Consider the following 12,064-nt stretch of genomic DNA (forward strand, 5'->3'; position numbering starts at 1 on the left):
CCCATGAGGCATTGGATAATTAAGGCATAACAACAATAACCAGATTTTATCTTGTGGATTGGTACAATGAGCCGTATGTGCTCCTACACAACAATTATTCTTTTGACTCCTAACAATTTCATTTAGAGAATATGATGTTCTGATTAAATTATATTGCTCCTCTTCTTGCCAAGACTACTTGCACCGTTTTAATTAAAATAACGATATCTCTCCAAATATTCCAATTTCGGACATACCACACATCCATATCTATACGACTTTTAAAATCGATTTCATTTCTGCCACTGACTTGCCATAGACCTGTAATACCTGGTTTGACTGCTAAAATCAAATCAATATTTTGTCCTATTTTTACTTTTTCAGAAGGCATATATGGTCTTGGCCCAATCAGGCTCATCTCCCCTTTCAAAACATTGAGAATCTGTGGCAATTCATCCAATGAGGTTTTTCTCAAAAATTTGCCTATTTTTGTGACTCTAGGATCATTTTGATACTTATGGTAGATATTGTAGTATGCTTTTTCTTCTGGATGAGCTTCGAGATAGTGTTTGAGTAACTCATCAGCATCCATTTTCATTGTCCTAAATTTAAAACAGTAAAATTCACTAGCATGTCGTCCTATGCGTTTTTGTGAAAAAAAGATGGGGCTACCATCATCTAGCTTGATCGCGATACTGATGATGCCGATAGCAATTAGCATAAATGGTAATAAAATCAATGCAAATGTATAATCGACTATCCATTTGATTGATAGATTTACTTTATCCATCAAATTATTTTCAACAACGATTAGATTGGTCCTTGCATTGTACAAATGAATAATACGAGCATCGGAAAAATCAAAATTTTTGACGAGAGGGATAAAAATCACCTCTTGTTTTTCAATCAATGCATCATAAATGATCTCCTCTAATCGTTCCGATCCTAGTGAAGATGAAACAAATAAAGTTTGTGCTTTATTTGTTTTACAAGCAACATACCCTAAATAGCGGTTGCTATAAACATGTTCTTGGAAGAAGAGATCTTCTCCCAAAAGCTGCGAAGGCAACTTCCACGACCCAATTTTAAAAAGAAACTGTTTTGTCAAGTATTTTTGTAATGGTGCCAAGAATATGAAAAGCATTAAAGTTACTATTAGAATAAATCGGGAATATTGTTTTGCTTCTTGCATGATTGCGAGCATCGCTAAGATGATGATAGTTGATAAGATACTGCTGCGTATTACATGGTAGGTATCTTGCCAGAAATCGTATCTTTTTGTATAGACGCCTGAAATGATTAAAGAACTAAGTACGATGGGATACGTTAAGCCATACACTGAGAATAAAGTAATTTCAGGTACATCATTTTCAAAACATACACAATGTTGTCTCAGTATGTAAGCTATATAGATGGCTATCATCAGTGTCACCACATCCATCAAAAATAAAATTGAAAAATTGAAAATTTTTTTCATTTGTTAATAAAACCATGCAGTTGCAGTTTTTTATTCACAAACTTATTAATCTCTTTCTCAAATCGTTCTTTACTAAAGCGTAAAGCATTTTTTCGTATTGTATGTGGATCAAATTGATTGTGATTTTGTTCGAAATATTCTATGGCTTCAATCAAATCTTTGACTGTTTGGTTCTTAAAATGAACTCCCGTAATGCCATCAATTACCGTTTCTTTTGTACCGCCTTGTCCAAGACAAATGACAGGTGTACCACACGCTTGTGCTTCAACAGCAGCAATCCCAAAATCTTCAACTCCTGCAAAAACAAAAGCCTTGGCTTTTGAAACGTAGTTAATAACATCTGCTTTTGGTAAAAAACCGATGAACTCAACATTGCCAGATGCAATGGTTTGTAAAGGGTGTTTTTGACTACCATCCCCTATTACGATTAATCTTTTTCCAGTTGCAGAAAAAGCTTCAACAATAATATCAAATCTCTTATATTGTTCTAATCTTCCGACGGTAACATAATAATCCAATCGATCAAAAGACAAAAGAAAATCAGTGACATCCACAGGGGGATAAATAACTTCAGAATCTCGTTTGTAGATTTTATATACCCAATCTTGTACAAAATGAGAATTAGCAATGATGTAGTTTGGTCTTGTGGCACCATCAAGATCAAATTTTTGCAAATAAGGGATAAAGACTTTGAAGATGCTTTTTATCCCTTTGAAATATAAATCTTGTTCTTCCCAGATATACTTGAGATTCCTAGCTTGGAAATATGAAATATGGAGACAATGAGGGGCCAAAACTGCCTTCGAAACAGCATGAGATGAGCTAATAAGTAAATTTATATCCTTGTCAATTTTAATTTTTCTAGTAAAATAAGGGAAGAAAATCAAAAAATATCTAAAATATTTTCCAAAATATTGTAAACAAGTATTTTCTATTGCAATATTTTTATCCTTAAAAATAAGTTTTAAATCCTCCTTCCACATAATATTTACTAATGTATAGCATTTGTCAAAATCAAAAGTAGATTCCAAACTTTTAATAGTTCTTTCTGACCCAGCATATTTATCTAACCAATCAATCACTAATGCTTTTTTCATTTGAGCCTCTCAATAACATCTGGAATGATCCCCCATTTGTAGATACAATACTAATTCTGCGAAGTCAGATTTAATTTCTCATTATATCTTTTTTGTCAGCCGAAGTGCTAAACTTTTGAGTATATTTTGAGCTTTGATAACCATCTTATCATTTTTGTGTCAACCTGCTTTTCTTACATAGGTGTTATCTGTGATTGTACCTTTTTTGAGTTAAAAGTCATTTTCTGCGATGTTTTGAAGGGATGGATTATACACTTATCGGGAAACACTCAAAAAGACTTTAGGTGGCTTATATGTATGTTTTTCGGGAAATGTATCGAAGCCATTGCACCTCAACAAAGTGAAAGAGAGATAAAAAATGGTGGAAAACTTAGAGGTATTCAAAAGAAAGATGAACACACCCTAAATGTGCAACGAGTCAAAGAGAGTTTATCTTTACATGTAAAAGCGAAACATAACCGAATTTTCAAAAGTGCTTCATATTAGTAGAAGATCGTTCATGTTATCGTCAAATCTCTTTTAGCTCTTTGTTTTTTCGGCTTTATCCTTTTGGATCTTTGCAAGAGTAATACCATAATACAAATAGTCAAAGTGACACTTTTGGCAAAAACATAACCCTAATATTCAAATAATTATAATGAAAAATTCTACTATAAAATTCAAAAATAAATGATAAAAGCACGATATATAGAGACTTAACAAAGAGAAGCGAATACAATAGTGAACGGCAAATACAACAGTTTAAAACGTCAAGGTTTGATCAAGGGTAAAAATTTAAAAATATTAGTGTTTTCTTAGTACTTCTGCGAATATAAAGAAGCAAAAAAACAATGGATAAACCTTGCATTATCGTATTTGAAGAAAAAAGGAAACACCATTAGAAAACTTTAGTCTTTTATCATTAAAACGCTACACATTTTTAAACAAAATATATGTTTTATGTTATTTAGTTTAGTTTGGTACATTTTTTACATGTCATTTACGTGCTATGGTACATAGTACCATAGCACGTACCCAAAGGTATAAGATATATTGAGAGTATTTTAAGTTGATTAGTATTAGAATTGATTTTAAAGTTTCGATTTTATCGCGGTGGTGGCTGGAGACGGAATCGAACCGCCGACACGGAGATTTTCAGTCTCCTGCTCTACCGACTGAGCTATCCAGCCACTCTTTGAAGAGCTGAAATTATACAAAAAAAACTTTAATACTAGCTTATGTCTAAGCGAGTGCTAACTCTTTAAAGCGATCTCCTCTATGAGCGTACGATTTGAACTGGTCTAAACTTGCAGCCGCAGGTGAAAGAAGGGCGACTGTTTTGAGGTTATGAACGGCATGAATTTGTTTCATCGCCTCTTCGATCACAAAACATTTGTGAAGTTTGATACCATCTTTTGCAGCAAAAGAGGCTAGTCTTTCGGTGTTTGTGCCAATGGCAAAAATAGTTACATGTAAAGGTTTCATAAAATCAAAAAGCTCTTGAAGATCAACGCCTTTGTCATCGCCACCTAAGACAATGAGAATTTCATCGTTTTTATAGCGTTTAAGTGCTTCTATTGTCGCATCAACATTGGTTCCTTTTGAGTCATCGACCCAAAGGCGACCTTGTTTATCGCGAAATTCTTCGATTTTGTAGTGATCAATTTTAAAGGTATTAAGCAGATCATAATCGACGGTGTCTAAAAGAACTTTTTGTGCACTCATGGCAAGAACGGCATCGAGCAAAAACGGCGTTTTAAAGCTTACTTTTGTGATGTCTATGTTCATTTGTGCTGCCAAGTCTTCTTCATTGTCATACGCGATCACATGGGCTAAGGTTTGAGTGTTTGCAAACGCTTTTGGCAAAATTGCAACACTACCTTCACGCATACGTGAAAGCGGTGAAAGTTTTGCCTCGATGTATGCTTCCATAGTTCCATGCCATGTTAAATGGTCTGGTTTAATGGGAAGAAGCAGGTAAATGTCTGGAGCTGTTACTTTCGTGTAGTGAAAGGTAAAAGAGCTGGTCTCTAATATCCAAATGGGTGCTTTTTCACTGAGTTCTGCTAAGGGTGTACCGATGTTGCCACCCGCAAGTGCTCCTTGCTTTTGCAAAAGAAACTCACACATTTGTGTGGTGGTGGTTTTACCATTGGTTCCGCTGATCCAAATGCTAAAAGGCATCTGTTCTTTAAAGAAGTCATATTCGCTGACCACATTGCGTGCTTTTTGAATCAAAGGATGATGTGCGGGAAAGCCTGGGCTTGGGATCTCTACATCACTTGTCGTTGGATCAAACTCTGAGGGAGGCAATAAGAGGTTGCCAAATGCATCTGTCTCTTTACATGTAAAGCCATCGTCAAAAATTTGACATTGTCCTGCGAAGCGTTTTGCTATCGCTTTGGTTGTTTTTCCGTGTCCAAAAAGTGTTATCATCTGAGTTTCAATGCTGTAAGTGCTAAAAGATTTGACATGAGAGCAATAATCCAAAATCTCACGATAATCTTGTTTTCTGGCCAACCCTTCACCTCAAAGTGATGGTGGATCGGCGCCATAAGGAAGATACGTTTTTTACGCGTTTTAAAACTTCCCACTTGTAAAATAACCGAAACCGTTTCAAGTACAAATACAAAACCAATTAAAAGAAGTAAAATCTCATTCTTAGAGATAATCGCCATATAGCCGATAAATGCGCCAATACTAAGGCTTCCACTATCACCCATGAAGATTTCCGCTGGGTAGCAGTTAAACCATAAAAAGCCTACCAATGAGCCCATGACCGCTGTTGCAACGACCACTACCTCGCCACTACCGCCTACTTTTGGAAGCAAAAGATAGCTGCTTAAAAAGGCATTACCACCCACATAGACAAATACGGCAAGCGATAAAATAGATAAAATGGAAGGAACAGTCGCAAGACCATCGAGCCCATCGGTTAGGTTAACCGCGTTACTGGCGGAGATCATGACAAGGATCCAAAAACCAAGAGCGAGAAGATGCATATCAAAGAGTGGATATTTGTAAAAGGGAACAAAAAAGGTTGTATCAAGGTCGACTATGATGTATAAAAAGAGCGCAACAATCGAAGAAGCTAGGATTTGAAGGAGTAATTTACCGCGAGGTGTAAGCCCTGCCGTGTTGCTTTTGCCTAAAATTTTAGAGAGATCGTCCTTCATACCGATCAACCCAAAGAGTAAAATACAAAGCAGGGCTGAAAGTACAAAATGGTTGTTCATACGAGCACACATTAAGATAGAAAGAGTCGCGGCACATAAAAAGACAATACCACCCATCGTTGGGGTTTTAGACTTTTGCTGATGTGTTTGAGGAGCTAATGAATAGATAGGCTGGTTGGCATTGCGTGATTTTGCCCATTTGATGAATTTTGGCATCAGATAAATGGTTAAAATAAAGGCTAAAAAGAAGGCAACCCCCGCACGTACGGTGATGTATTGAAAAAGATTAATTGAGGTAAGTTTGTAAAGAGCGTATAGCATTAATGTTATTTCCAGCTTTAAGGATAAATTTTTATAAAAGCAACATTTTAGTAAGATATTGCTTATAAGCTTATAACAAAGGGTATGATTTTGAAACCAAACGTTACGAAAACATTACTTATTATTACCGATGGTATCGGTCATAATGCGAGTCAAACCGCCAATGCCTTTGCCATGGCACATAAACCGACCTACGATAAGCTTTTTAAAGAGGTTCCTTACAATCTTATAGCAACCTCAGGGCTTAGTGTCGGTCTTCCTGAAGGCCAGATGGGCAACAGTGAAGTCGGGCACATGTGCATTGGAAGTGGGCGTATTTTGTACCAAAACTTGGTCAAAATCTCTTTAGCGGCAAAAGACGGCTCACTATCTACCAATCCAGCGTTAACTCAGCTTTTACATGTAAAGGGCGCAATCCATATAATAGGGCTTGTGAGCGATGGTGGGGTGCATTCGCATATTGACCATATCATTGACCTTGCGCGTATCGTTGAAGCTCAAGGTAAACACGTTTATTTGCATGTGATTACCGATGGACGCGATGTATCGCCAACTTCGGGCATTACTTTTTTAGAGCAACTTTTAAGCATTTGCAATGAAAACATTAGCATCGCTTCTATTTCTGGGCGTTTCTTTAGCATGGATCGTGACAATCGTTGGGAGAGAGTGAAAGAAGGGTATCGCGTTATGGTCGATGCAAAGCCAAAATCTTCTTTACATGTAAAAGAATACTTGCAAAGCATGTATGATCAAGGCATTACCGATGAATTTGTTGAGCCAATGGCATTTGAACCTTATGTAGGTATGCATGCTGATGATGGTGTCATTTTCGCCAATTTTAGAAATGATCGTATGCGAGAGCTTTCCCGTGCGATTGGATTTAAAGAGTTTAATGAATTTTCACGCACGCTCAATGGAGTTGAGTGCATTACGATGACGGAGTATGACAGCAGTTATCCATTCCCCATTATGTTTCAAGCCGATGCGCCACAAAATACACTCTGTGATGTCATTTCACGTTCTGGTCTTACCCAGTTTCATACCGCAGAGACGGAGAAGTACGCGCATGTTACTTTCTTTTTTAACGGTGGCATTGAAGAGCCAAAAATAAATGAAACAAGACTCCTTATCCCAAGCCCTAAAGTCAAAACCTATGATCTTCAGCCTCAAATGAGCGCTCCTGAAGTAGGAGACGCCGTTTTATTGGCAATGGATGAGCAGTATGATTTTATCGTGGTCAACTTTGCCAATGGCGATATGGTAGGGCACACAGGAAGTTTAGAAGCTGCCATGAGTGCAGTAGAAGCGGTGGATGAGCAGCTTGGAAGGTTGTTTGCAAAAGCAAAAGAATTAGGCTATGCCATCGTGCTGACAAGTGATCATGGCAATTGCGAGCAGATGTTTGATGAGGAAGGAGATAGACTCACCAATCACACAACGTTTGAGGTGTATGGTTTTGTGATGGATGAACGTGTCAAGAGTGTTCAAAAAGGGGGACTTAACAACATCGCCCCAACTGTTTTGAAACTGATGGGACTTTCAATTCCAAGCGAAATGGATAAACCCTTAGTCGAATTTTCTGGTTTGTAAGAGCCAAATTTTAGTGCATAAAAATAAATTACATATAAAGGAAATAGAATGAAATTTAGTGGAAAAAATGTTTTAGTTACGGGTGCTGCGAGTGGTATTGGTAAAGAGATTGCATTGACATTGGCAAGTTATGGCCTTAAAGTTTGGGTCAATTATCGCTCACGTCCAGAGCAAGCCGATGCGATTAAAGCAGAAATCGAAGCAGGCGGCGGTGTAGCTGCGGTGATTGGCTTTGATGTGGCGGATGAAGAGGCGTTTGTCGAAGGCATTAAAACCATCGTCGATGCGGATGGAGAACTCTCTTATTTGGTCAATAACGCAGGTATTACGAACGACAAACTCGCTATCCGCATGAAAAAAGAGGACTTTACCTCTGTGATTGATATTAATCTTACGTCTGCTTTTGTTGGTTGTCGTGAAGCCCTTAAAGCGATGAGCAAAAAGCGCTTTGGTTGTGTTGTCAACATTGCTTCTATTGTTGGTGAAACAGGCAATGCAGGGCAAGTGAATTACAGTGCAAGCAAAGGTGGCTTAATTGCGATGACAAAGAGTTTTGCGCAAGAAGGAAGTGCGAGAGATGTTCGTTTTAATGCCGTAACTCCTGGCTTTATTGCGACAGAAATGACCGACAAACTCAGTGATGAGATCAAAGAAAGTTACACTTCAAAAATTCCACTCAAACGTTTTGGAAGTCCAAAAGACATCGCTGAAGCGGTTGCTTTTTTACTCAGTGATAGCGCAAGTTACATTACAGGCGAAGTCTTGAAGGTAAATGGCGGCATGTACATGTAAAGGCAACTTTGCATGTATCAAATTCAAATTAAAGGTTTTTTTGATAAAATAGTGGAAATTTTTTAAAGGAGCTAGTAAATGGCACTATTTGATGATGTAAAAGCGGTGGTTGTTGAACAATTAAATGTAAATCCTGACGAGGTAAAAGAAGATTCAAAATTCGTAGAAGATTTGGGTGCTGATTCACTTGACGTTGTAGAACTCGTTATGGCTCTTGAAGAGAAATTTGACATTGAAATCCCAGACACTGACGCTGAGAAAATCGTTACTGTCAAAGATGCTATGTCTTACATTGAAGCACATAAATAATTATATAACACACAAAACCCGCTTAGGCGGGTTCTCCCTTTCCCACAAAAGATCACTAAAGAGGATAAAAATTTGAAAAGAGTCGTTGTAACTGGCATAGGAATGATTAATTCATTAGGTTTGGATAAAGAGAGTTCTTTTAAAGCTATCGTTGAGGGTCAATGTGGCATTAAAAGCATTAGTTCGTTTGACACAACTGAACATTCTGTTACCATTGCTGGCGAAATTACCGACTTTGATCCTAATACCATTATGAACCCAAAAGAGGTTAAAAAAGCGGACCGTTTTATTCAACTAGGTCTTGCAGCTGCTAAAGAAGCGATGGCGGATGCTAAATTTGAAGATTTTGAATCTGAATCATTTGGTGTTAGCTCGGCTTCAGGTATTGGCGGTCTTATTGTGATTGAAAAAAACTCTGTGATTGTGAACAGCGCAGGTCCTCGTAAAATTTCTCCTTTCTTTATCCCATCAGCGCTGATCAATATGCTTGGCGGTATGGTTTCTATTGAGTATGGCTTAAAAGGACCAAATCTTTCATCAGTTACGGCGTGTGCTGCTGGAACGCATGCGATTAGTGATGCAACTAAAACCATCATGACAGGTGGCGCTAAGAAAATGCTCGTTGTAGGAGCAGAAGCGGCTATTTGTGCAGCGGGCATCGGTGGTTTTTCTGCTATGAAAGCACTTTCTACACGCAATGATGACCCTAAAAAGGCTTCTCGCCCGTTTGACGCAGAGCGCGATGGATTTATTATGGGTGAGGGTGCGGGTTCTCTTGTACTTGAACTCTATGAAGATGCCGTTGCACGTGGCGCTCATATTTACGGTGAAGTTGTAGGATTTGGTGAGAGTGGCGATGCGAGTCACATTACCTCTCCAAGCCTAGACGGTCCACTTCGCGCAATGAAAGCGGCTTACAATATGGCAGGTCGCCCTAAAATTGATTATATTAATGCGCATGGAACAAGTACTCCAGCCAACGATAAAAATGAAACGGCAGCGATTAAAGAAGTTTTTGGCTCCGACATTCCTCAAATTAGCTCAATCAAAGGTCAAATCGGTCACTGTTTGGGTGCCGCAGGTGCGATTGAAGCAGTTGTCTGTTTGATGGCAATGCGCGATGAGATTTTACCTCCAACGATCAATTATGAAAATCCAGACCCTGATTGTGATCTTGATTACATCCCTAATGTGGCACGTAAATGTAGAGCAGAATATACTATGAGTAACTCGTTTGGTTTCGGCGGAACGAATGGCTCTGTCATCTTTAAGCGTGTATAAGGAATTCTAGTGGCGACTTATTTAGATTTTGAGAATGGAATTAAGCAGATTGATGAAGATATATCCAATGCCAAAATCAAAGGCGATAGCCATGCTGTTGAGATTTTAGAAAAAACACTTTCCAAAGAGATTTCTAAAACCTATAAAAATCTAAGTGAATATCAAAAGCTTCAACTTGCTCGCCATCCCGATCGTCCTTATGCGCTCGATTATATTCGTGCCCTTTTGCATGATAGCTATGAAATTCATGGCGATCGTAACTTTGCAGATGATGCGGCGATTGTTTCGTATATCGGCTATATTGGTGAGCGTAAAGTCATTGTTGTTGGTGAGCAAAAAGGTCGTGGTACAAAAAATAAAATCAAACGCAATTTTGGTATGCCTCATCCTGAAGGGTATCGTAAGGCACTTAGAATTGCCAAAATAGCAGAGAAATTTGATCTTCCTATCTTGTTCTTAATCGACACTCCAGGTGCTTATCCTGGAATTGCCGCAGAAGAGCGAGGGCAGAGTGAAGCGATTGCTAAAAACCTCTTTGAACTAAGCAAGCTTAATACTAAAAGTATCTCTGTGGTTATCGGAGAAGGTGGTAGTGGTGGAGCTTTGGCGATTGGTGTCAGTGATCGCGTCGCTATGATGCGTTATTCCGTCTTTTCTGTTATCTCTCCTGAAGGTTGTGCCGCTATTTTGTGGAATGACCCTAGCAAACAAGAAAACGCAACGAAAGCAATGAAAATTACGGCTGAAGACTTACATCAGCTAAATCTTATTGATGCTATTATTGATGAGCCGCTCATTGGTGCGCATCGCGATAAAGAGAGTGCCGCGAAAGCACTTGGAGATTATTTTTTAAAATCACTTGAAGAGCTTGATAAACTGAGTAACGAAGAGCGTATGGCGAAGCGTTATGAGAGAATTATTTCTATTGGGGCTTATGAAGAGCGCTAAGAGAAAATTTCTCTTAGCGTTTTAAAACTTTTTATTTCTGCGAGTTAAAAACTACCAACCACGAACTAGCGTGTGACAATCTGTACAAGCATTAACAATATCTGAAAAAGCACTAAATGCTTTTCTTGGTTGTTGTGCCGACAAATAATATTTCATCTCTTTTGCTGCATTTTCAATACGCTTAGAGCTAATAAACGCTAGATTTTCCATCTGCTTTTTACCTTCTGGCAAAAAAGCTTTAATCGTATTGTGATTAGCGTATGTGCTGTTTTCATTTTCCACTTGTTCAATACCGTCTTGAACGAGTTTCATGTTATTGTAGAGAAATCCTTTTTGGATATTCGCCAAACCATTTTCCATATTGAGCATGACCATAGCATTATTTTTTTCTACTTCAGAGGCATTTAGAAAACTAATAAAACCAAGTGAAGCTAAAATTAACATAAATCTTTTCATTGTATCCTCCCTTTATTTAAAAATGCACCCCTCTTCTTAATCGGGGGTGCTACATGTAAGAATTTTTTAGTGAACTTCTTTCCAGATTTTAACCTTCCACGCAAACGCAAGGAGCGTGAAAATAGCCATATAAGCAAGAAGTTTATACCCAAGATCTTCTCTTTCAGCTTTCTTTCTATCACCCACTTTTTCCATATAAGCGATAACTTGATTTTGTGCTTTTTCGCTTAGTCCAACACGCGGCATAGAAGTACCAGCAAGTTGTTTTTGTGGATTGTTGATAAAGGTCGTAAGATACTCATTTCCTTTAGCACGGATCATAATAGAAAGATCAGGTGGTACGGTTCCCATATAACCTTTTAAAGCATCTTTGTCTGTACTACTCATAAGTTTGTCATACTTCATATCATGACATCGCTGACACGCATCCGTATAGACTTTTTTATCATCCAATGTTGCAGGTGCAATAGATTGAAGGTATGCCACAATATCCGCTACTTCTTGATCAAGATCGCCACCCAAACCAAAGAACTGAATCATTGGATGCGGACGAGTTTCATTAAACTTATGCTCTACTTTAAGCGCTTTGGTTGGATCTTTAATAAGTGCTGCAAGGAAATTTTTATCATAGATCGCACCGGCTGTGCTAAGATCTGGTG

12 protein-coding genes and 1 tRNA gene are annotated in these 12,064 nt (G+C 38.1%); 6 read left to right on the forward strand and 7 right to left on the reverse strand.

Features of this window, described 5'->3' with window-relative positions:
* Positions 1 to 148: 148 nt before the first annotated feature.
* Both N0B29_RS12620 and N0B29_RS12625 read right to left on the reverse strand, forming a co-directional pair.
* Complete coding sequence (locus tag N0B29_RS12620) at positions 149 to 1,456, reverse strand: exopolysaccharide biosynthesis polyprenyl glycosylphosphotransferase (RefSeq protein ID WP_263834082.1); 1,308 nt, start codon at positions 1,454 to 1,456, stop codon at positions 149 to 151.
* Entirely contained in the window at positions 1,453 to 2,553 is a 1,101-nt protein-coding gene (locus N0B29_RS12625) for a glycosyltransferase (protein ID WP_263834083.1), read from the reverse strand. Before N0B29_RS12625 ends, N0B29_RS12620 begins: the two co-directional genes overlap by 4 nt.
* Before the next feature lie 297 nt (positions 2,554 to 2,850).
* On the opposite strand from N0B29_RS12625, the gene N0B29_RS12630 reads away from it, so the two are divergent.
* Positions 2,851 to 3,039 carry a hypothetical protein gene (locus N0B29_RS12630; RefSeq protein WP_263834084.1) on the forward strand — a complete coding sequence of 63 codons (189 nt, stop codon included), beginning with the start codon at positions 2,851 to 2,853 and terminating at the stop codon, positions 3,037 to 3,039.
* 607 nt (positions 3,040 to 3,646) lie between these two features.
* Here the strand turns inward: N0B29_RS12630 and N0B29_RS12635 are convergent.
* The 3 genes from N0B29_RS12635 to mraY all read right to left on the reverse strand — a co-directional run bounded on the left by N0B29_RS12635 (position 3,647) and on the right by mraY (position 6,029).
* A tRNA-Phe gene (locus N0B29_RS12635) sits at positions 3,647 to 3,722 on the reverse strand.
* A 52-nt stretch (positions 3,723 to 3,774) separates the two neighbouring features.
* Positions 3,775 to 4,968, reverse strand: a complete 1,194-nt coding sequence (gene murD, locus N0B29_RS12640; protein WP_263834094.1) for a UDP-N-acetylmuramoyl-L-alanine--D-glutamate ligase — start codon at positions 4,966 to 4,968, stop codon at positions 3,775 to 3,777.
* On the reverse strand, positions 4,965 to 6,029 hold the full coding sequence (gene mraY, locus N0B29_RS12645; protein WP_263834085.1) for a phospho-N-acetylmuramoyl-pentapeptide-transferase: 1,065 nt from the start codon (positions 6,027 to 6,029) through the stop codon (positions 4,965 to 4,967). Before mraY ends, murD begins: the two co-directional genes overlap by 4 nt.
* Before the next feature lie 90 nt (positions 6,030 to 6,119).
* Here mraY and gpmI point away from each other — a divergent pair, with 90 nt between their 5' ends.
* The 5 genes from gpmI (at position 6,120) to accA (ending at position 10,949) form a co-directional block, all read left to right on the forward strand.
* Positions 6,120 to 7,619: a 2,3-bisphosphoglycerate-independent phosphoglycerate mutase gene (gpmI, locus tag N0B29_RS12650; RefSeq protein WP_263834086.1), complete on the forward strand. Its 1,500-nt coding sequence runs from the start codon at positions 6,120 to 6,122 to the stop codon at positions 7,617 to 7,619.
* 48 nt (positions 7,620 to 7,667) lie between these two features.
* Positions 7,668 to 8,411 carry a 3-oxoacyl-ACP reductase FabG gene (fabG, locus tag N0B29_RS12655; protein WP_263834087.1) on the forward strand — a complete coding sequence of 248 codons (744 nt, stop codon included), beginning with the start codon at positions 7,668 to 7,670 and terminating at the stop codon, positions 8,409 to 8,411.
* Positions 8,412 to 8,489: 78 nt separating this feature from the next.
* Positions 8,490 to 8,720 carry an acyl carrier protein gene (acpP, locus tag N0B29_RS12660; RefSeq protein ID WP_025345613.1) on the forward strand — a complete coding sequence of 77 codons (231 nt, stop codon included), beginning with the start codon at positions 8,490 to 8,492 and terminating at the stop codon, positions 8,718 to 8,720.
* A gap of 72 nt (positions 8,721 to 8,792) precedes the next feature.
* Entirely contained in the window at positions 8,793 to 10,001 is a 1,209-nt protein-coding gene (locus N0B29_RS12665) for a beta-ketoacyl-ACP synthase II (RefSeq protein ID WP_263834088.1), read from the forward strand.
* 9 nt (positions 10,002 to 10,010) lie between these two features.
* Positions 10,011 to 10,949, forward strand: coding sequence for an acetyl-CoA carboxylase carboxyl transferase subunit alpha (gene accA / locus N0B29_RS12670; protein WP_263834089.1), 939 nt, complete (start codon positions 10,011 to 10,013; stop codon positions 10,947 to 10,949).
* Positions 10,950 to 11,000: 51 nt separating this feature from the next.
* Here accA and N0B29_RS12675 read toward each other — a convergent pair whose 3' ends face one another.
* The gene (locus tag N0B29_RS12675; RefSeq protein ID WP_263834090.1) at positions 11,001 to 11,405 is read right to left on the reverse strand and encodes a hypothetical protein; all 405 of its coding nucleotides are present in this window, start codon (positions 11,403 to 11,405) and stop codon (positions 11,001 to 11,003) included.
* A 66-nt stretch (positions 11,406 to 11,471) separates the two neighbouring features.
* Positions 11,472 to 12,064: c-type cytochrome (locus N0B29_RS12680; protein WP_263834091.1), on the reverse strand; the 593-nt coding region annotated here is incomplete at its 5' end.

Origin of the sequence: Sulfurospirillum oryzae, assembly GCF_025770725.1 — a bacterium.
GTDB classification, from domain to species: domain Bacteria; phylum Campylobacterota; class Campylobacteria; order Campylobacterales; family Sulfurospirillaceae; genus Sulfurospirillum; species Sulfurospirillum oryzae.

Bases quoted from the DNA above. Each gene is read 5' to 3' on its own strand.
- murD (WP_263834094.1), bottom strand. From the start codon at position 4,968: ATGATAACACTTTTTGGACACGGAAAAACAACCAAAGCGATAGCAAAA.
- fabG (WP_263834087.1), top strand. From the start codon at position 7,668: ATGAAATTTAGTGGAAAAAATGTTTTAGTTACGGGTGCTGCGAGTGGT.
- mraY (WP_263834085.1), bottom strand. From the start codon at position 6,029: ATGCTATACGCTCTTTACAAACTTACCTCAATTAATCTTTTTCAATAC.
- N0B29_RS12625 (WP_263834083.1), bottom strand. From the start codon at position 2,553: ATGAAAAAAGCATTAGTGATTGATTGGTTAGATAAATATGCTGGGTCA.
- N0B29_RS12630 (WP_263834084.1), top strand. From the start codon at position 2,851: ATGTTTTTCGGGAAATGTATCGAAGCCATTGCACCTCAACAAAGTGAA.
- acpP (WP_025345613.1), top strand. From the start codon at position 8,490: ATGGCACTATTTGATGATGTAAAAGCGGTGGTTGTTGAACAATTAAAT.
- N0B29_RS12620 (WP_263834082.1), bottom strand. From the start codon at position 1,456: ATGAAAAAAATTTTCAATTTTTCAATTTTATTTTTGATGGATGTGGTG.
- N0B29_RS12675 (WP_263834090.1), bottom strand. From the start codon at position 11,405: ATGAAAAGATTTATGTTAATTTTAGCTTCACTTGGTTTTATTAGTTTT.